Genomic DNA, 18,572 nt, shown 5'->3' with positions numbered 1-18,572 from the left:
TTTTACCGCTATGAAAATTGCAAGTTACCAACATCTTGGCCGCCACAGTTATGGCATCGTCACACCGGATGGCTTTATTGACCTGGGCATGCGCCTTGGCGACCGCTGGCCGAGCCTTAAAGCACTGCTGGCAGGGAATGCCCTGCCTCATGCTCAGGCACTGGCGCAGTTAAGTGCAGACGTAAGTTTTGATGATGTCGTGTTTCTGCCCGTAATCAGCCAGCCAGAAAAGATCCTGTGCGTCGGCATGAATTATGCGGAAAAACGCCGGGAGTTTGATCAGCACGATCCTGCACCAACTTTGTTTGTCCGCTTCCCGGATTCACAAACCGGGCACAACCAGCCGGTGATGAAACCACACTACTCCAGCGAGTTTGATTACGAAGGCGAACTGGCGGTGATCATTGGCCTGGGGGGTGAGCAAATCACACGAGACCAGGCGCTGAAACATGTCGCCGGGTATAGCTGCTACATGGACGGCTCTGCCAGAGACTGGCAGCACACCTGGTTTACTGCCGGTAAAAACTGGCCGCAGACCGGTGCATTTGGGCCCTGGATGACCACGGCAGATGCCATTCCCGACCCCCACAAACTGGCGATTCGCACCTGGCTGAATGGCCGCATGGTGCAGGAAGACAATACCGCCAGCATGATCCACAGCGTGGCGGAATTGATTGAATACATCAGCACATTCACCCGCCTGAACCCGGGAGACGTCATTATTACCGGGTCACCCGGGGGCGTAGGTAAAAAGCGTAATCCGCCACTGTTTATGCATGAAGGCGACCGCATTGAAGTGGAAGTAGAAGGCATCGGTCATTTGAGCAATGTCATTGTTGAAGCCCCTGCACCTGCAGTGCTTTCGGAGCGGCCTCTGGCCGCAGTGTCTCACTGACCTGGCTGGTGATAAAAATGGACGACGTCCCTGTCGATTTTCATGTCATCGATATCAGTCGCAATGCTCAGCGCGCCGAAGCCATTCGCGCGCTGTTAGCGGCCAACCGCCTTGGGATGGATAGTGATGTTCGCTATTTCATGCTGGCTTTGGATAACCAGCGTCTGGTGGGATGTGCCGGCCTTGCGAAAAACATCATTAAATGTGTTGCGGTCGCGCCAGAGTGGCGCGGCCAAAACCTCAGCGCCAGGTTATTACAGGAAGTGGAGCGTTACGCGCTGGCACAGGGGCATTTCCACCTGTTTCTCTATACGCGCCCTTACAACATCGACAAATTTGCCCAAAGCGGTTTTTGGCCCATTGTTCAGTGCGATGACAGCGCGGTGCTGATGGAAAATACCCCGATTGGCATTCAGCGTTATTGCAAACAATTACGCACCTTACGGAAAAGCGGCGCACGTATTGGTGCCATTGTGATGAATGCCAACCCATTCACCCTTGGCCACCGTTATTTGGCCGAGCAGGCCGCCCGGGCATGCGACTGGCTGCACCTGTTCGTGGTACGTGAAGACGCTTCGTTTTTCCCGTTCAACGAACGCTTGGCCATGGTGCGTTCTGGTGTGGCCGATATCCCCAACCTGACGGTACATGAAGGCTCCCATTACCTGATCTCCCGCGCCACTTTCCCCGGCTACTTTCTCAAAGATAAAAGCGCAATTGAGCAAGCCTGGGGGGGAATGGATCTGCTTATTTTTCGCCACTATATCGCCCCGGCACTGGGGATCACCCACCGCTTTGTGGGATCAGAACCTTACTGCCCGGTCACCAGGCAATACAACCAGTCGATGCACAGCTGGCTGGAAGCTACGGATACCGACCAGACACCCAATATCACCGTGGTGGAGATCCCGCGCATGTGCCGCAAAGCAACCGGGGACGCTATTTCCGCCTCTGAAGTGCGGCGCTTACTGAAAAACCAGCACTTTGCCCGCATTCGCGACATCGTGCCGCATACCACTTACTCCCTGCTGTTGCAGCAATACCGTGCAGCAGTAGCTTAATTCAGGACTGACCAGGAAAACTGTCATGCAGATAATCAAAGAAGCCATCGCCGGTACGGTCGAATCCAGCGACCTGATGGTGAAAATCGCGCCCGCAAGCGGCGAACTGGAAATTGTGATTCATAGCGAAGTGTACAAACAATTTGGCGAACAAATCCGCTCTGTAGTAGCACAAACCCTCGAACAGATGGCTGTTCATGAAGGCATTGTCATTATTGAAGATAAAGGCGCGCTGGATTGCGTGATTCGCGCCCGGGTACAGAGCGCATTGCTACGTGCAGCCGGTGCGCAGCATGTTGACTGGGAGGCACTGGCATGAAAACACTTCGCCGGAGCATGTTGTTCCTCCCGGGAGCCAGTGCGGCCATGTTGTCCACTGCATTTATCTATAAACCTGACTCCATCATGTTCGACCTTGAAGACGCTGTAGCACTGCGCGAAAAAGACAGTGCCCGCCTGCTGGTCTTTCATGCCCTGCAGCACCCAATGTACCGGGATATCGAGAAAGTGGTGCGCATTAACCCACTGAACACGCCGTTTGGCCTGCCAGACCTGGAAGCGGTTGTTCGCGCGGGCGTGGATGTTATCCGCCTGCCAAAAACAGACTCACCGGAAGACATTGCCGAGCTGGAAACGCACCTGGAACGCATTGAAAAAGCCTGCGGGCGGGAGCCCGGGTCAACCCGCATTATGGCGGCGATTGAATCTGCCATTGGCGTCATCAATGCAGTGGCGATTGCCCGCAGCTCCCCACGGCTGATTGGCATTGCTTTGGCGGCATTCGACTATGTGATGGATATGCAAACTGAGCGTGGCGATGGCACCGAGCTGTTCTATGCCCGCTGTGCCGTGCTCCATGCTGCTCGCGCTGCAGGAATAGACGCGTTCGATGTGGTGTGGTCAGACGTAAACGACGAAGCCGGTTTCCTGCGTGAGGTCGAGCTGATTCGCAAAATGGGCTTTAACGGCAAATCGCTGGTCAACCCGCGCCAGATAGACCTGTTACATAACGCTTATGCACCTACTCAGCAGGAAGTTGACCATGCTAAACGGGTGATTGAAGCTGCCGAAGAAGGTGAGCGCAACGGCCTGGGGGTGGTTTCCCTTAATGGCAAGATGGTGGATGCCCCGATTATCGACCATGCGCAACGTGTACTGGAACGTGCTGCCGCTTCCGGTGTGCGCCAGTAAATTTCCCCAATCAGGACAACAAAATGAATAACCAGACAGAAGCACTACACGGCGCGTTTCCTCACCTGCGCCACCTGACCAGTTTTGATGGGGAACATGCTGCCACACCGTGGCTTGACGATGCCGAAGCAAAATTAAACCGCAAGCTGTGCCAGACACTGGAAGAAGCCGTTAAGCGCGCGGGCCTGCAGGATGGCATGACAATTTCTTTCCACCACGCTTTTCGCGAAGGCGACCGGGTGATTAACACCGTGGTAGCTACACTGGCGGGCATGGGGTTTAAAAACCTGACGCTGGCATCCAGTTCCCTGATGACCTGCAATGACGCGCTGGTGGATTTTATTCGCCAGGGCGTAATTACCCGCATCTATACCTCGGGTATGCGCGGCAAACTGGCAGACGCAATATCACACGGGCTGATGGCAGAGCCAGTACAGATTCACTCCCATGGCGGGCGAGTACACTTGCTGGAAAGTGGTGAATTGCACATTGATGTGGCTTTTCTGGGTGTTCCCAGTAGCGATACGTTCGGGAATGCCAATGGCACACAAGGGCAGTCTGCTTGCGGCTCACTGGGCTACGCCATGGTAGATGCGCATTATGCAGATAAAGTGGTCCTGCTGGCTGAAAGCCTGGTACCGTTTCCGAATATGCCAGCCAGTCTGCGCCAGGATCAGGTCGATCTTGTTGTGCCGGTAGAGCGGGTAGGTGATCCTGGCAAAATAAGCGTTGGGGCCGCACGCGTAACCAGCAACCCGCGTGAATTAATGATTGCCCGCAATGCCGCCGACGTTATCGAACACTCCGGGTATTTTAAAAATGGGTTCTCCATGCAAACTGGCTCCGGTGCTGCGGCAACGGCCTGTACCCGCTTTATGGAAGAAAAAATGACGCGCCATGGTGTGGTGGCACGCTTTGCTTTAGGAGGAATAACCGGCAGCCTGGTGGATTTGCATGAAAAAGGCTTAATCGAAAAGCTGCTGGATACGCAGTGCTTTGACAGCCAGGCTGCGGCATCTCTGGCCCGCAACCCTAATCATATTGAAATCTCTACCGAAGTGTATGCCAGCCCGGACAGCCGGGCAGCCAGTTGTGATCAACTGGATGTGGTTATCCTCAGCGCACTGGAGATAGATCTCGATTTCAACGTTAACGTGATAACCGGCTCTGACGGCGTTATGCGCGGTGCCTCTGGCGGTCACTGCGATGTGGCGAGTGCTGCCAACCTGACGATTGTTGTCGCTCCGCTGTTACGTACCCGTATCCCTACTGTGGTCAGGCGTGTTACCACCTGTGTCACCCCGGGTGAAAGTATTGACGTCCTGGTCACCGACCATGGCATTGCGGTAAATCCTGCACGCCCGGAAGTACGCGAGCGCCTGCTGGCTGCCGGGTTGAAAGTTGTTGATATAGAAACGCTCTACCAGCGTGCGGTGGCATTAACCGGTGAACCCCGGCCGGTTGCGTTTACTGACCGCATTGTCGGCATTATTCGCTACCGCGATGGCTCCGTCATTGACGTAGTACGCCAGGTGCAGGAGGAACAGGAATGATCATGCTGGCCCCTCAACAACCAGGGGTCAGCCTTTCAGCACTGCTGGCGGCAAAAGAGCAACGTGCTCACCGCCAGCAGTCATGGCTGGCTCGTCATCACGCCCCCCTGATTTCGCTGACACTGGTTACCCCGGGCAGTGTTAAAGACAGTATTCAATACCGTAACCTGATGGGCGTTGCGCTGGTTGCGTGTGACCAGTTGCTCTGGCAACACCGCTGGCCGGTGTTAGCCCGGGAAGTTAACTGGCTGGATACCGGTGCAGAAGCCTTGTGGAGTGTGGACCACAATGCAGCAGAATTGAAAGCCAGTTGTGTGGCGCTGGAACAGGAGCACCCATTAGGCAGGCTGTGGGATTTTGATGTGTTTGACCCGGACATCGGGCAAATTGGCCGCCATTCCCTGGACCGTGCTGGCCGCCGTTGCCTGATTTGTGGCGAACCGGCTCATGCCTGCGCGCGCTCACGCCGCCACCCGGTTGAGCAGGTGGTTGCTGAAGTGGAGAAACGCATCGATGACTGGTTTACCCGTGATTAACGCCGTTCCCGCACGCGTTGAGTCAACAACCATGGCGCAACGCGTGGTACGGGCGCTGTACGATGAAATTCACCTGACACCGAAACCAGGCCTGGTTGACCGGGCGAACAGTGGTTCACATCACGACATGGACCATGAACTGTTCATGCGCAGCATTGCGGCAATTGCTCCCTGGTTTGCAGTTTTCCATGAGTTGGGGAAAACACATGCCTTCCTGCCGGAAGCGGTGCAATTGCGCTTATTACGCCCGGCAGGTATTGCCTGTGAACAGGCCATGTTTCAGGCAACCGACGGGGTGAATACCCATAAAGGCGGTATTTTTGCACTGGGGTTATTGTGTTGTGCCGCCGGGCGGCTGGAAGCTCAGGGGCGCAAGCTTTCGCGCCAGGCGGTGTGCCAACAGGTCAGCCTGTTTTGCCACGGGCTGGTGGCGCGTGAGCTGGTGCAACGCAACCGCCAGGCATCCACGGGCGAGCGGTTGTTTCAACAGTTTGGCCTGGCAGGCGCGCGGGGAGAGGCTGAGTCTGGTTTTCAAACGGTCACTCGCTATGTTTTACCGGGCTGGCAGGACGAAGCCTGCGAAGAACGCCGCCTGCACCTGGCTCTGTTGCGCCTGATGGCGGTCAACCCGGATACCAACCTGGTATCCCGCGGGGGGCTTTCAGGGCTACGTTATGTTCAGCGTTCTGCCCGGCAGGTTCTGGCTGTAAGGTGGACCCGGGAGCAGTTACACCAAATGGATCAGGCGTTAATTGCCCGCCACCTTAGCCCGGGAGGCAGCGCCGATTTGCTTTCTGTGGCAATGGTGCTGGCTGGCTTGCCGGAGGTATAGGTATTCATTTAACGTTGGAGGTATATTTCATTGCGAGAAGCTGCAATTATTTGCGTCTTACTCATGCTAACTCAATCAGGCAATGGTAAGCACTGAGATTACCAAAACATTCCTTGTGCCCTATGGAAAAATAAGTAATTATTCACTATTCCCTTCGTACAAAAATAAGCTGTCATGATGGTATGTGCGGGTGAGAATTATTCAATGTAAAGTTGATGATAATGTGATGTTGGTAGCATTATATTAATAATATATGACTGCATAAATAAAATATCATTATACGGGGTAATAAAAGTGAAAAATTCTATTTTGGCCATTGTGGCCCTGTCTGTTGTGGGATGTTCTGCAAAATATAATGTGAACAATATTGAGGAGAAAACTGAGCTTTTGATGAAAGATACGCCAGTTAGTATTTCTGTTCCTGCTAACGGGATGTATGGTAATCAAACATATACCGGTTCAGGTAAAGCTACTGTAATGGCGATTCGAGAGGCTTTCTCGCACTACACTGATAATGTTAATGTTTTTTATGATTGCGGTGATTTGTCTTGCCTTAATGCAAATCATAAGATTGACCGTGGTTATTATGTTGTTCCGCAAATATTGCATTGGGAAGACAGGGCTACAGAATGGTCTGGTTTACCTGACCGGATAACAATAAAAATAGTAATTTATTCCGCTGAGTCAAATAGACGTGTTGCCGCAGCAATGATTAGTGGTAAAAGCAAATGGGCTACATTTGGTGGCGATCATCCTCAGGATTTACTTGCTGAGCCTGTTAATTCTTATGTCGCTGGGTTGTATTAGTTGTTAATAATCGGGCATAAAGCTGATTTAGACACTGCCATGTAGCTGAGTGGAATAGTAAATATGGCTGTTATCTAAAATAATTCAAAAATTCAGGCGAAATATTTTTCAATATCGCGCCTGATATTATTTTAATTACAACGTCAGCCCATCAAAATCCGCTGAGCTATGGCGTTCAGGCAAGAACGTACCCGGTTCACCACTGGCTTTATTCACAATACGGCCGCGTTTTACAGCAGGGCGCGCATCGATGGCTGTTGCCCAGCGAACTACATGTGTATAACTGGCAACATCCAGGAACGTAGCAGCGTCATACAGGCGCCCTAATACCAGACCACCATACCAGGGCCAAATAGCCATATCGGCAATAGAGTAGTCTGCTCCCGCGATAAACTCACGTGTCGCCAGCAATTTATCCAGTACATCCAGTTGCCGCTTGGTTTCCATGGCATAGCGGTTCACTGCATATTCGAGTTTGACAGGTGCATACGCATAGAAATGGCCAAACCCGCCTCCGGCAAAGGGCGCAGACCCCTGCAGCCAGAACAGCCAGTTCAGTGTTTCCGTCCGGGTTGCCAGGTCTTTCGCCAGAAAGTGGCCAAATTTCTCCGCAAGATAGAGCAAAATAGCCCCTGATTCGAACACGCGCACTGAAGGGTCTTCACTGCGGTCCAGTAATGCAGGAATTTTGGAGTTTGGGTTCAGGGCGACAAAGCCACTGGAAAACTGGTCACCTTCGCCAATACGAATTAAATGCGCATCATATTCTGCATCAGCTACACCAGCAGCCAGCAACTCTTCCAACATAATGGTCACTTTCTGCCCATTCGGCGTACCCAGAGAATAAAGCTGAATAGGGTGCTTCCCACAAGGTAGTGTTGCTTCGTGGGTGGCACCAGATACCGGCCGGTTAATGGCGGACCATGTGCTGCTGTCTTTAGCCGGTGGGGTCCAGACTTTTGGCGGTTGCCATGTATTCGCTGTCATAGGTGATATCCCATTGTTGAATGAAAATCTACAGGGAGTGTAGCAGGTCTGTTTTTTCCGGTTTAACACTATCAGGCGTGAAATCATTCACTATGAGAGGTAAGCCAGAGAAAAGAAATCCCGCTACCTGCTCAACAGGTAACGGGATAAAACAGAAGGATAACAAGGATTATCCTGAGGTGAATGTCGTCTCCACTTCGTTGTTGTGGCTGGCGGACCTGGCTGGCCGTTGTCCACGTAATCCGTGAAAATTACATACTGACGATGCCTGCAGTTCCTGGTTCAGGTGAGGCAGGCTGAATAACATAATAAAACTAGTTATAAATAAAATTTTCCCTGGTGCTGAAGTGAGTCAAAAAATCAAAAAACTGGTTTTTAGGCAAGGCTTTTGAAATAAGAAAGCCCTGAATATAGTCACATTTAAAACCAACCAAAGTTTTAAAATCTTCAATGGTTTCAACCCCTTCGGCAGTAACTTGCATGCCCATATCGTGGCTTAGTTTTATCAGGTGTTTCAGAATGCTGTATTTACAACTATTACGGGAAACATTCTGTACTAACTGTTTGTCCACTTTGATTTTATCGAAGGGGTAATTCAGTAACTGTACAAAGTTGGCAAGGCCATCACCAAAATCGTCCATACTGACGGTGATACCAATATTTTTAAAATGGTCGAGATGATGCTTACCATATTTTAAATGCTCAATAGTCAGATTTTCAGTGATCTCCACTTCAATCCTGGCTGTTGGAATAGTATACGATTTTAATGTGTTAATAAAATCATTAAAAAAGCCATCAGTTTTAAATAATGATGGTGAAATATTGATGGATGCTTTTATATCGGGGTGCTGCTTAAGCATTTCACAGGTTTCGTGCAGCACAAAAAGAGAGAGTTCATAAATAGAACCATCTTTTTCTGACTGAGGAATAAACAAGTCCGGCGAGATATAACCATGCGTCTGGTGATTCCAGCGTACCAGTGATTCCAGCGAGTGAATCTCACTGTTTTTCACACAGTAAATCGGTTGGTAATGTACAGATAAATGCTCCTGCTTTGCCAACGCAATTTTTAACTCGTTCGTTATGTCCATACCTTCCCATTGTTATCAATGCAGCATTAAGTGCCCCGTTGTTCGCAGGATGTATACCCGTGAACCTGGCAACAAAAACAAATGTAAGCCACCAAAAACAATACTAATTTTGGTTTCAGGCTAAACGACATCTACACATTTTGTCTTCAGCCCTCTGTTTGGGCTATCCCGGAGGTCGAGAAAGTATGCTGGTGCTGGCACTATTTATAGCGGAGTTGGCTGGGTACCACAGACATCGAAACGAAAAATGACCATGTCATAGCGCCAACATGCAGATGCTACTCAGGACGGAATAGTCACCTGTTTGTGTCTTTGTTTGCCATTAGTACGACTTAATGGATTGTTAAGGGATTATAAATGTCATATTCTTATTTTAAAATCGTTTAAACCGATCATTCATTATTATTTGATAGTTAACAACTATTGTAAGTTTTGTAACGATCGCTAAAATCAATTGCTTATCTTGATAACTAACTGAAAAATATTATATAAATTAGTTACTTCTGGTTTTTTTGTGTCAGTGGTAAACGTGACTTGTTACGGGTAAAGCCACCTTATCCTCTTGAAAATAAATTAAAGTTTTTCATATTGTTAAGGTCTTTTTAAGATAAACCTTACAGGGCGCAAAAAGCAGCACTTGTCAACCACCATAATTAGTATGATCACACAAAAGGTTTAGTTCGGCGGATGAGAACCATACAGCGGAGTGAACGGGCCAGTTAATCCATGAAAAGAAGCGGCCGGTTTTTCGCGCTGTTCAGCGGTAGCGTCTGTTGAGCGGCAGTGCTAATCTTATGCCAAACAAACAGCATACATCTGCTCTACAACGCTTTTATTTGTTGCCTGGCCCCGGGCAAAGTTTGCCATTTACTTTCAGCTATACACTTGCTTTGAGGATTACTCGTGTGAAACAGGCTTAACCTTTATGCCTGCCGGGCCGGCCCTTGAATCTGAATGTTTAACGCCAGGATCTTCATGTGACTGCTTTCGATGCGGTAACTTTAGCCAGTATTTTTAACAATATTATATGCAGCCTGATTGGTTGCTTCTTTCTTTTCCAGGTAAGCCGAAACCAGTCTGGCCATAAAAAAAAGGCCGCGACCTATTTTTTCCTGTGCTTCTTTTTTCTGGGTAGTGCATTTACGCTGATGATGATCCGCGTCTGGTTACCCATAGTTTTCTCAATTATTATGGCTAACGGGCTTTACGTTACAACAGCTTATATGATGTTGTTTGGGTTCTTAAGCTGGTTTCGTATTCCTGTAAGAGGAATACATATTCTGATTATGATGATTAATATAACTGTCATAATCACTGCAATGTTGTTTTTTTATCTGCATTATCGCTCTTTCATTACTCGTGTTTATATAGGTGGAATAAATAATGCCACTTTGTTTTTCCTGTGCTTTGCGGTGTGCTGGCGTCATCGGTCCCAGTGTGGCAAGGGGGAGAAACTGGCTGGTGCAGGAGCGCTGGTGTGTGTGCTGGCGTCTTTAATTCCATCCTCACTGATGTCTGTGCGCCCTGAACCTGCCTTATTTCAGGTATCCATGACCATCACCCAAAATTTGGGGTGCTATTTTGTGCTGGGTGCGCTGTTGTCACTGTTTCTATTTGACCAGATTGACTGGCACTATCGGCGTTCTGTTCGTGATGAGTTAACCGGTTTGTACAACCGCCGTTATTTCAATGAGCAACTGGACAGACTGCTGGTGCGGGGAAGTGGCACAGGTTGTCTGGCATTGTTTGATATCGACCACTTTAAGAAAGTGAATGATACATTCGGGCATGACGCCGGAGATTTGGCAGTACAGCGTGTGGCCCGGGAGATACAAGAGTCTCTGCCACCTGGTGCCCTGGTGGCCCGTTATGGTGGGGAGGAATTTGTCTGCTTCCTGCCCGAAAGCGATGAGCCTCTGGCACGCCATTTTCTTGAGCTCATTCGCCAAAAAGTGAGCGATCTTGCCGTTGAAACACCGCGCGGCAGTGTGGCGGTCACAACCAGTATCGGCCTGTGCCTGGTATTGCCTGGCACACCGGTTGCGCAGGCATTCAAATGTGCTGATGATGCGCTCTACCAGGCGAAGCGAGCTGGGCGTAATACGCTGGTAAGCTCGGTAACCGTTTCCCGGTAACCAGAACAGTTGGGGAAATAATGAGCGAACAAGCCGCCAGAAATATTCTTTCTCTTTACCAGCGCCATGCCAGTGCGTTTGCCCGCCTGCGCTCGCAAACGCTGTTTGAAAAAAGCTGGCTGGAAAAGTTTCTGCACGCAAATTGCGGTGAAAAGCATATTCTGGATATCGGCTGCGGTAATGGTGTGCCGATTGCCGCCTGGTTTATTGCCCAGGGCTTCCAGGTCACCGGTATTGATGGCGCGCCAGCTATGCTTGCGAGGGCACGTAGCCGTTTCCCGGCGCAACGCTGGCTGGAACAGGACATGCGCAGTTTAGCGTTGGGGCACACTTTTTCTGGCCTGGTGGCCTGGGACAGCTTTTTCCATTTAACAGCGCAAGACCAGCGCAAAATGTTTCCAGTTTTTGCCCAACACAGCCATTCAGGCAGTGCGTTACTGTTCACCAGTGGCCCGGCAAACGGCATTGCTATGGGGCAATTTGAGGGGGAGCCTTTGTATCATGCAAGCCTTGCCCCCGATGAATACCGCGCATTGCTTCATAGCAACGGTTTTGATGTTCTTGACGTAGTGATGGAAGACCCTGACTGCACCGGCCATACTGTATGGCTGGCTCAGAAGCGGTGAACTTAACTGCCGTGGTGGTAACCCTTTAACAGACACTGGTGTTAACCTGCTCAGGTACTGTTAAAGGGGGCTTATGAGCAGTGTTATTCGGCAAACCTGGCGAGCGCATCACCTGACAGGCGGTAGCGAACCCATTCATCTTGTGGCTGTGCACCAATACTCAGGTAGAAATCGATGGCAGGCTGGTTCCAGTCCAGTACGCTCCACTCAAGGCGTCCGCATTGCCGGGTAACTGCATATTGCGCGATGGTTTTCAGCAATGCTTTTCCGGCACCCATGCCACGAAAATCAGGTGAGACATACAGGTCTTCCATATAGATACCATTACGGCCAAGCCAGGTGGAATAACTGGTAAAAAACACCGCATAACCCGCTATTTTCCCAGAAACTTCGCAGATTAACGCTTCGATTTTACTGCCCGGGCCAAACAGTGATGCGCTGATTTCTTCAGGGGTTGTCACCACTTCTTCAGGGGCTTTTTCGTATACCGCCAGTTCATAAATCATGTCGTAAATAGCGTTTGCGTCTTCCGGGGTTGCCTGGCGAATCGTTATGCTCATTGGTTTTCCTGTTTTGTTGGCATCATGTCGTCATTGAGATTGCTGGCTGCAAGCATAATCAGTATTGTTGGAAGAATTAAGTGCAATGAAATCACCTGTTGTTGAATATTATGCATCCGGCTTTAAGACGTATTGACCTGAACCTGTTACCTGTATTCGATGCTGTGTACCGCCATCGCTCTGTGCGTATGGCTGCAGAAGAGTTGATCATGAGCACTTCTGCTCTGAGCCATGCGTTATCGCGTTTGCGTACTGCGTTAAATGACCCGCTCTTTTTCCGCGAGGGCCACCGCATGTGCCCGAGTGTGTACGCAACCCAGCTCGCTCCCGCAATTGCTTCTGCCTTAACCTTTTTAAACCAGCAGCTTATCCCACAGCCTGATTTTTCCCCGGCAGTTGCAACAGACTGCCTGCAAATTGCCATTACAGACTTCACGGCCTTTTGTGTATTTCCCGCTCTGATGCATAAAGTGCAGCCCCTTGCGCCAGGGATCCGTTTCGAACTGCGCTATTTGCCCCACAGCCCGGCATTAACGGAACTGCTGGCAGGCGAGGTGGATTTGGCTCTGGGGTTTAATGCGCTGAATGAAACTGAACACCCGGATCTGGACGAGATAACCTGGCAAAGGGATGAATATGTGGTGATCAGCAATGTAAACAGAGCGCGGTTAACTCTGGAAGATTACCTGGCTGCCAGCCATGTCGTGGTAACGCCCTGGAATGAAACACAAGGCGTGCTGGATATTGAGCTGGAGCGAATGGGCCACACACGGCAGGTGGCGATTAAAACACCGTCTATGCTAAGTGCCCCTTTTATTATTGAAAGCACTGATATGCTGATGGCCATTCCCCGCAGTGCTGCAGAACGCCTGGCCCGCTCTGCCCACCTGAAAATTTTCCCTCTGCCTTTTGATGCCCCGCCTTTTGACGTGAAGATTTATTCGCATAAGCGCAGTGGCCAGCGTGGTGTAACGCACTGGCTCAAACAACAATTGCAGGCTATTGCGGGTAAGAAGTGAGGTGGGGGAGTGCGCAGTGTCCTCGAATTGCTCGCGGTTCAATCACTGGTTACTGATTTTGCAGGTAAATAAAAACCGGTGGCATTTCAGCCACCGGTGAGCCTGATGACAAACCTCATGTCCGCACAGAACAAGAGAGTGCCATCCAATAAAAAACCAGGAAAATCAATTCATTGATTTTCTTCTGCTAACTAAAAAGAAGGAAAAACCACGCTTTTTCCTTCTTTTTCATCAATCTGACCGGTGGCATATCGGCCACCGGCAGGGGAAAACTTATTCTGCGAAACTGCTCATGGTGCAGCTAACCCTTCAGAGGGTCGCACTACTGCAAGCCACTTATTTGGTCAGTTCAGCGGTCATATGCACGCCGTTATGCACATTGGCTTCTGTAATGTGGTAAGACGCGCCAGCCTGTTTTGCCTGCGCTGCGATTTGTGCTTCAGCGCCATCCAGAGTAGAGGCTGTAGCAGTAACGCTCTGAGCGAAAGCACCGAAAGACATAACAGAAAGAGCGGCAACTGCAACGAAAGTTTTGATGGATTTCATGGTCGTATTCCTTAAATGGTTTTGTTCGTATGGGCTGTATTGCCCTGATGTGAACAATGATAGGCCTGCCATTCAGTGATTAAAATCAAAACAATTTGCGGATCTCTTTCAAAAAATATGAACTATATATTTGTGGTACAGAACCGCAGTAACAAGCTACATCTCCAGGCGTAACTCATCCCCCGGCCCGTACCAAATTCACCCGCCCGCCACGAATTGTTCACACCGCTGTCATCTTCAGGCCTCAGGGTATTCCTGTCGTCAGAACCAGGTGGGCAGATTATTTCACCTGCGGAATTACTCATACCCAATGAGGTGTTGCTTATGCTGGAGTTATCCAGACATCCGACCACGGTCTACCAGGCCATAGCGTCACAACTGGAACAGGAACTTAACCACCAGTACCGTACTGGTGATTACCTGCCTTCTGAGCAGCAACTGGCGGCACGCTTTTCGGTACACCGCCATACCCTGCGCCGGGCTGTAGATGAACTGGTCAATAAAGGGCTGGTTCAGCGCCGCCAGGGCGTGGGCATTCTGGTACTGAAACGCCCTTACGATTACCCCCTTCATGCTCAGTCTCGCTTTACCCAGAACTTACTTGAACAGGGCAGTGACCCCACCAGTGAACGCTTACTGGCAGTATTGCGCACGGCAAGCCCTGATGTGGCGGCTGCGCTGGGTATTGAAGAAGGCGTTCAGGTGGTGCACCTGCGCACCTTGCGGCGTGTGAACGATGTCCCGTTATGTGTGATTAACCATTACCTGCGCGACCTGAGCTGGTGGCCGGTACTGCAGCAATTTACTCAGGGCTCTTTACACCGCTTTTTGCATGAGCGCCTGGGGCAGTCGCTGGTGCGCCACCAAACCCGTATAGGAACCCGCCGTGCTCAGGCCAAAGAGTGCAAACTCCTGCAACTCCCGCTACAGGCGCCGCTGCTTTATGTACGCACCCTGAACAAAAACACGGCGGGCGACAACGTGGAGTACTCCATCAGCCTGACCCGTGGCGACATGATTGAACTGACTCTGGAGCACTAATGGAGAAGCAAACCGAACGCCAGCACTGGATGTCGGTGCTGGCGCACAGCCAGGACGATGAACTGGCGCGCTACTGGAAACCCCTGAATTTATCCCCTGAATGGACTGCGCTGCGGGAACCTGAATGCGGCATGGCCCGTGTCCAGGCTCGTGCGGGTGACACCGGACAGCGTTTTGTGGTGGGCGATGTCACTATCACCCGCGCCGCCATACGCCTTGCCGAAGGCCTGTGCGGGTTCAGCTATGTCATGGGCCGCCGTAAAGCCCATGCGGAACGCTGCGCGGTACTGGATGCATTACTGCAACACCCGGCATTTTACAAACTGATTCTGGAACAGGTCATCACCCCGCTGGCCGCGAACCGGGCAGAGCGCCAGCAACAGCGCGCCCGGGAAATCGCAGGCAGCAAAGTTGACTTTTTCACCCTGGTTCGCGGAGAGAACCCATGACATTAATGGCAAGTTTCAACCGGCCTGTGGCCGATGCGCAATATGCATTTCGCCGTTTACTGAAAGCGATGAGTGAGCCGGGCGTGATTGTCACCCTGCCGCTGGAACAGGGATGGAGTGGCCTTTCCCCGGCCGCAACAGCCGTGCTGTTAACGCTGGTTGACGGCGATACGCCGGTCTGGATTGACCCGGCCTTACACAACGACACCGTGGCAGAAAACCTGCGCTTTCATACCGGAGCACCGCAAACAGCAGACCCGGCCAGTGCCTTATTTGCCCTGGTGGACGCCCGGCAGGACCCGGCTTTGCACCGCTTTTCACCCGGCCAGGCAGATGCCCCCGAAACCAGCACTACGGTGATTCTGGAAGTGCCGGGCTTAAATGGGGGCCTGAATATGCGCCTGTGGGGGCCAGGTATCAGCGAAATGCGCGCCATTGCACCGCAACTTCCCCGGGCGGCAACAGATTTCCTGCGCCACCACGCGGATACCTTCCCGGAAGGCTGCGACCTGATCCTCACTTGCGGCAACCAACTGCTGGCTCTGCCGCGCACCACCCATGTGGAGGTGTGCTGATGTATGTGGCCGTGAAAGGTGGCGAAAAGGCCATTGAGCACGCACACCGCCTGCAGGCGGCATTACGGCGTGGTAAGCCTGAAGTGGCAGAACTGCACTGTGAGCAAATCAACCAACAACTGGGCCTGGCGGTAGACCGGGTGATGACAGAAGGCGGGTTGTACGACCCGGAACTGGCGGCACTGGCAATCAAACAGGCCAGTGGCGACCTGGTCGAAGCCATTTTCTTGCTGCGTGCTTACCGCACCACGTTGCCTCGCCTGGCCGACAGCCAGCCGCTCAGCATGCAGTCTATGCGCTGTGAACGGCGCATTTCCGCTATTTACAAAGACATTCCGGGGGGCCAGGTGCTGGGGCCAACCTATGACTACACCCATCGCCTGCTCGATTTTATGTTACTGGCCGATGGGCAAGTACCGGATGTGCCTCCCGGCGACCAGCCTTTGCCGGAAGCTGTCCCTACGGTGTTCAGCCTGCTTGAACAGGAGCAGCTCGCAGTACCTGAGCCGGAAAACGAGACACCCGCGCAGGATATTACCCGTGAACCACCGGAATACCCGGCCTCCCGAAGTGCGCGGTTACAACAGCTGGCGCGTGGCGATGAAGGTTTTTTGCTGGCTCTCGGTTATTCCACTCAGCGCGGTTACGGGCGCAACCATCCCTTTGTTGGTGAGATCCGCAGTGGTTATGTGGATGTGGAAATTGTGCCGGAAGAACTGGGTTTTGCTGTCAGTATCGGCGAAATGGTGCTGACAGCCTGCGAAATGGTGAATGGCTTTACCGACCAGGTGGACCCTCCTGCGTTTACCCGGGGTTTTGGCCTGGTTTTCGGCCGGGGTGAACGCAAAGCCATGGCGATGGCACTGATGGACCGTGCGCTACAGGCTCCCGAATGGCAGGAAACCATTGATGGCCCGGCACAGGACGAAGAGTTTGTGCTGGCCCATGCAGATAACGTAGAAGCCGCCGGTTTTGTCTCGCACCTGAAATTACCCCATTACGTTGATTTCCAGGCAGAGCTTGCCCTGTTACACCAGGTTCGCGCCACCCGGGAGGCAAAGAAAAATGCATGATTTAACCGGCTATAACCCTGGCTACCTGGACGAACAAACCAAGCGCACCATTCGCCGCGCCATCCTCAAAGCGGTCGCTATCCCTGGCTACCAGGTGCCTTTTGCCGGGCGGGAAATGCCAATGCCCTATGGCTGGGGAACCGGCGGTATCCAGATAACCGCCAGTATTATTGGTGATGACGACACCCTGAAGGTGATTGACCAGGGGGCCGATGACACCACCAATGCGGTGTCCATCCGGCACTTTTTCCAGAAGGTAAGTGGCGCGGCTGCTACTGAACGGACTACTGACGCCAGCCTGATTCAGACACGTCACCGTATTCCGGAAACCCCACTGCGCGAAGACCAGATCCTGGTCTACCAGGTGCCGGTACCGGAACCCCTGCGTTTTATTGAACCCAGGGAAACGGAAACCCGGCAGATGCATGCGCTGGAAGAATACGGAGTGATGCAGGTAAAACTGTACGAAGACATTGCCCGTTATGGCCATATCGCTACCGCCTATGCCTACCCAGTAAAGGTTAACCAGCGCTACCTGATGGACCCGTCGCCCATTCCCAAATTTGATAACCCCAAAATGCACATGATGCCCGCTTTGCAACTGTTTGGCGCAGGCCGGGAAAAGCGCATTTACGCACTGCCGCCTTATTGCCAGGTGGAAAGCCTTGATTTTGACGACCACCCCTTTGATGTCCAGCACTGGGACCAACCCTGTGCGCTGTGTGGTTCGCGTGACAGTTACCTTGATGAAGTGGTGATGGACGACAGCGGCACCCGTTTATTTGTTTGCTCCGATACCGACTATTGCCGCCAGCAGCAGGAAAAACAACATGATGCCTGAAGAACAGCCACTGCTTAGTGTCAGCAATCTGACCCACCTGTATGCCCCCGGAAAAGGGTTTGAAAATGTCTCGTTCGACCTCTTTCCAGGCGAAGTGCTGGGGATTGTGGGGGAATCCGGCTCCGGTAAAACCACCTTACTGAAATCGCTCTCGGCCCGCCTGGTGCCGCAACAGGGCGCAATTCATTACCGCGAGCAGAATCTGTATCAACTCAGCGAAGCCGCGCGCCGGCGCTTATTACGCACCGAGTGGGGCGTTGTGCACCAGCACCCGCTTGACGGGCTGCGCCCACGCATTTCCGCAGGCGGCAATATTGGCGAACGCCTGATGGCCGCCGGTGCGCGCCATTATGGTGATATTCGCGCAGAAGCCAGCCACTGGTTGCAGGATGTAGAAATTGACCCGTCCCGGCTCGATGACCTGCCCGTAACGTTCTCCGGCGGCATGCAGCAACGCCTGCAAATTGCCTGCAACCTGGTCACCCGCCCGGCCCTGGTATTTATGGATGAGCCAACTGGCGGGCTGGATGTTTCGGTACAGGCCCGGTTGCTGGATCTGCTGCGTAACCTGGTGCGGGACCTCAACCTGGCGGTGGTGATTGTCACCCATGATTTGGGTGTGGCGCGTTTGCTGGCCCACCGGCTGTTAGTGATGAAGCAAGGCCAGGTGGTGGAAAGCGGCCTGACCGACCGGGTACTGGACGACCCCCATCACCCGTATACCCAACTGCTGGTTTCCTCCATTCTCGGGTAA

Annotated in this window: 21 protein-coding genes; 17 read left to right on the top strand and 4 right to left on the bottom strand. The window is 52.0% G+C overall.

The window, feature by feature from the left end:
- The first annotated feature begins 10 nt into the window (after positions 1-10).
- From DT73_RS02580 to DT73_RS02545, 8 genes are all read left to right on the top strand, one after another.
- Complete coding sequence (locus DT73_RS02580) at positions 11-895, top strand: fumarylacetoacetate hydrolase family protein (RefSeq protein ID WP_036103410.1); 885 nt, start codon at positions 11-13, stop codon at positions 893-895.
- A 17-nt stretch (positions 896-912) separates the two neighbouring features.
- On the top strand, positions 913-1,956 hold the full coding sequence (gene citC / locus DT73_RS02575) for a [citrate (pro-3S)-lyase] ligase (protein WP_036103408.1): 1,044 nt from the start codon (positions 913-915) through the stop codon (positions 1,954-1,956).
- Positions 1,957-1,981: 25 nt separating this feature from the next.
- Entirely contained in the window at positions 1,982-2,275 is a 294-nt protein-coding gene (gene citD, locus DT73_RS02570; RefSeq protein WP_036103405.1) for a citrate lyase acyl carrier protein, read from the top strand.
- Entirely contained in the window at positions 2,272-3,147 is an 876-nt protein-coding gene (gene citE, locus DT73_RS02565; RefSeq protein ID WP_036103403.1) for a citrate (pro-3S)-lyase subunit beta, read from the top strand. Before citD ends, citE begins: the two co-directional genes overlap by 4 nt.
- A 23-nt stretch (positions 3,148-3,170) precedes the next feature.
- Positions 3,171-4,700: a citrate lyase subunit alpha gene (gene citF, locus DT73_RS02560; RefSeq protein ID WP_036103401.1), complete on the top strand. Its 1,530-nt coding sequence runs from the start codon at positions 3,171-3,173 to the stop codon at positions 4,698-4,700.
- 2 nt (positions 4,701-4,702) lie between these two features.
- A complete protein-coding gene (gene citX, locus DT73_RS02555; protein WP_369792546.1) occupies positions 4,703-5,236 on the top strand; it encodes a citrate lyase holo-[acyl-carrier protein] synthase in 534 nt (177 codons plus the stop codon).
- Entirely contained in the window at positions 5,214-6,068 is an 855-nt protein-coding gene (gene citG, locus DT73_RS02550) for a triphosphoribosyl-dephospho-CoA synthase CitG (protein ID WP_036103397.1), read from the top strand. The genes citX and citG overlap by 23 nt, the downstream gene beginning before the upstream one ends.
- 294 nt (positions 6,069-6,362) lie before the next feature.
- Entirely contained in the window at positions 6,363-6,875 is a 513-nt protein-coding gene (locus tag DT73_RS02545) for a DUF4823 domain-containing protein (protein WP_036103394.1), read from the top strand.
- Positions 6,876-7,010: 135 nt separating this feature from the next.
- On the opposite strand, the gene yghU is transcribed toward DT73_RS02545, so the two are convergent.
- Together yghU and DT73_RS02535 are read right to left on the bottom strand one after the other, a co-directional pair.
- A complete protein-coding gene (yghU, locus tag DT73_RS02540; RefSeq protein ID WP_036103391.1) occupies positions 7,011-7,862 on the bottom strand; it encodes a glutathione-dependent disulfide-bond oxidoreductase in 852 nt (283 codons plus the stop codon).
- 314 nt (positions 7,863-8,176) lie between these two features.
- The gene (locus tag DT73_RS02535; RefSeq protein ID WP_036103388.1) at positions 8,177-8,953 is read right to left on the bottom strand and encodes an EAL domain-containing protein; all 777 of its coding nucleotides are present in this window, start codon (positions 8,951-8,953) and stop codon (positions 8,177-8,179) included.
- 977 nt (positions 8,954-9,930) lie between these two features.
- On the opposite strand from DT73_RS02535, the gene DT73_RS02530 reads away from it, so the two are divergent.
- Complete coding sequence (locus tag DT73_RS02530; protein ID WP_036103385.1) at positions 9,931-11,088, top strand: GGDEF domain-containing protein; 1,158 nt, start codon at positions 9,931-9,933, stop codon at positions 11,086-11,088.
- Between the two features lie 20 nt (positions 11,089-11,108).
- Positions 11,109-11,714, top strand: coding sequence for a class I SAM-dependent methyltransferase (locus tag DT73_RS02525; RefSeq protein WP_036103381.1), 606 nt, complete (start codon positions 11,109-11,111; stop codon positions 11,712-11,714).
- 83 nt (positions 11,715-11,797) lie between these two features.
- Here the strand turns inward: DT73_RS02525 and DT73_RS02520 are convergent, their stop codons facing one another.
- Positions 11,798-12,274 carry a GNAT family N-acetyltransferase gene (locus DT73_RS02520; RefSeq protein WP_036103378.1) on the bottom strand — a complete coding sequence of 159 codons (477 nt, stop codon included), beginning with the start codon at positions 12,272-12,274 and terminating at the stop codon, positions 11,798-11,800.
- Between the two features lie 101 nt (positions 12,275-12,375).
- On the opposite strand from DT73_RS02520, the gene DT73_RS02515 reads away from it, so the two are divergent.
- Entirely contained in the window at positions 12,376-13,293 is a 918-nt protein-coding gene (locus tag DT73_RS02515; protein WP_036103562.1) for a LysR family transcriptional regulator, read from the top strand.
- Between the two features lie 336 nt (positions 13,294-13,629).
- Here DT73_RS02515 and DT73_RS02510 read toward each other — a convergent pair whose 3' ends face one another.
- The gene (locus tag DT73_RS02510) at positions 13,630-13,839 is read right to left on the bottom strand and encodes a YdgH/BhsA/McbA-like domain containing protein (RefSeq protein WP_036103375.1); all 210 of its coding nucleotides are present in this window, start codon (positions 13,837-13,839) and stop codon (positions 13,630-13,632) included.
- 324 nt (positions 13,840-14,163) lie between these two features.
- On the opposite strand from DT73_RS02510, the gene phnF reads away from it, so the two are divergent.
- From phnF to phnK, 6 genes are read left to right on the top strand one after another with little or no spacing between them, the layout of a single operon-like run.
- Positions 14,164-14,880: a phosphonate metabolism transcriptional regulator PhnF gene (gene phnF, locus DT73_RS02505; RefSeq protein WP_036103372.1), complete on the top strand. Its 717-nt coding sequence runs from the start codon at positions 14,164-14,166 to the stop codon at positions 14,878-14,880.
- Positions 14,880-15,329: a phosphonate C-P lyase system protein PhnG gene (phnG, locus tag DT73_RS02500; RefSeq protein WP_036103369.1), complete on the top strand. Its 450-nt coding sequence runs from the start codon at positions 14,880-14,882 to the stop codon at positions 15,327-15,329. Before phnF ends, phnG begins: the two co-directional genes overlap by 1 nt.
- A complete protein-coding gene (gene phnH, locus DT73_RS02495; RefSeq protein WP_036103364.1) occupies positions 15,326-15,904 on the top strand; it encodes a phosphonate C-P lyase system protein PhnH in 579 nt (192 codons plus the stop codon). The genes phnG and phnH overlap by 4 nt, the downstream gene beginning before the upstream one ends.
- Positions 15,904-16,977, top strand: a complete 1,074-nt coding sequence (locus tag DT73_RS02490; RefSeq protein WP_036103360.1) for a carbon-phosphorus lyase complex subunit PhnI — start codon at positions 15,904-15,906, stop codon at positions 16,975-16,977. The genes phnH and DT73_RS02490 overlap by 1 nt, the downstream gene beginning before the upstream one ends.
- Positions 16,970-17,818: an alpha-D-ribose 1-methylphosphonate 5-phosphate C-P-lyase PhnJ gene (locus DT73_RS02485; RefSeq protein WP_036103357.1), complete on the top strand. Its 849-nt coding sequence runs from the start codon at positions 16,970-16,972 to the stop codon at positions 17,816-17,818. The genes DT73_RS02490 and DT73_RS02485 overlap by 8 nt, the downstream gene beginning before the upstream one ends.
- A complete protein-coding gene (gene phnK, locus DT73_RS02480) occupies positions 17,811-18,572 on the top strand; it encodes a phosphonate C-P lyase system protein PhnK (protein ID WP_036103559.1) in 762 nt (253 codons plus the stop codon). The genes DT73_RS02485 and phnK overlap by 8 nt, the downstream gene beginning before the upstream one ends.

This window comes from Mangrovibacter sp. MFB070 (assembly GCF_000705335.1).
GTDB classification, from domain to species: domain Bacteria; phylum Pseudomonadota; class Gammaproteobacteria; order Enterobacterales; family Enterobacteriaceae; genus Mangrovibacter; species Mangrovibacter plantisponsor.
Note: the sequence above shows the minus strand (reverse complement) of the source record. Positions and strands in the feature narration are given on the sequence as shown.

What these genes read in the sequence shown, in the direction of transcription:
- DT73_RS02485 (WP_036103357.1), top strand. Translation starts at nt 16,970, where the DNA reads ATGCATGATTTAACCGGCTATAACCCTGGCTACCTGGACGAACAAACC.
- DT73_RS02580 (WP_036103410.1), top strand. Translation starts at nt 11, where the DNA reads ATGAAAATTGCAAGTTACCAACATCTTGGCCGCCACAGTTATGGCATC.
- phnH (WP_036103364.1), top strand. Translation starts at nt 15,326, where the DNA reads ATGACATTAATGGCAAGTTTCAACCGGCCTGTGGCCGATGCGCAATAT.
- citX (WP_369792546.1), top strand. Translation starts at nt 4,703, where the DNA reads ATGCTGGCCCCTCAACAACCAGGGGTCAGCCTTTCAGCACTGCTGGCG.
- citG (WP_036103397.1), top strand. Translation starts at nt 5,214, where the DNA reads ATGACTGGTTTACCCGTGATTAACGCCGTTCCCGCACGCGTTGAGTCA.
- phnF (WP_036103372.1), top strand. Translation starts at nt 14,164, where the DNA reads ATGCTGGAGTTATCCAGACATCCGACCACGGTCTACCAGGCCATAGCG.
- citD (WP_036103405.1), top strand. Translation starts at nt 1,982, where the DNA reads ATGCAGATAATCAAAGAAGCCATCGCCGGTACGGTCGAATCCAGCGAC.
- DT73_RS02520 (WP_036103378.1), bottom strand. Translation starts at nt 12,274, where the DNA reads ATGAGCATAACGATTCGCCAGGCAACCCCGGAAGACGCAAACGCTATT.
- citC (WP_036103408.1), top strand. Translation starts at nt 913, where the DNA reads ATGGACGACGTCCCTGTCGATTTTCATGTCATCGATATCAGTCGCAAT.
- yghU (WP_036103391.1), bottom strand. Translation starts at nt 7,862, where the DNA reads ATGACAGCGAATACATGGCAACCGCCAAAAGTCTGGACCCCACCGGCT.
- DT73_RS02535 (WP_036103388.1), bottom strand. Translation starts at nt 8,953, where the DNA reads ATGGACATAACGAACGAGTTAAAAATTGCGTTGGCAAAGCAGGAGCAT.
- citF (WP_036103401.1), top strand. Translation starts at nt 3,171, where the DNA reads ATGAATAACCAGACAGAAGCACTACACGGCGCGTTTCCTCACCTGCGC.
- DT73_RS02510 (WP_036103375.1), bottom strand. Translation starts at nt 13,839, where the DNA reads ATGAAATCCATCAAAACTTTCGTTGCAGTTGCCGCTCTTTCTGTTATG.
- DT73_RS02525 (WP_036103381.1), top strand. Translation starts at nt 11,109, where the DNA reads ATGAGCGAACAAGCCGCCAGAAATATTCTTTCTCTTTACCAGCGCCAT.
- phnK (WP_036103559.1), top strand. Translation starts at nt 17,811, where the DNA reads ATGCCTGAAGAACAGCCACTGCTTAGTGTCAGCAATCTGACCCACCTG.
- citE (WP_036103403.1), top strand. Translation starts at nt 2,272, where the DNA reads ATGAAAACACTTCGCCGGAGCATGTTGTTCCTCCCGGGAGCCAGTGCG.
- phnG (WP_036103369.1), top strand. Translation starts at nt 14,880, where the DNA reads ATGGAGAAGCAAACCGAACGCCAGCACTGGATGTCGGTGCTGGCGCAC.
- DT73_RS02490 (WP_036103360.1), top strand. Translation starts at nt 15,904, where the DNA reads ATGTATGTGGCCGTGAAAGGTGGCGAAAAGGCCATTGAGCACGCACAC.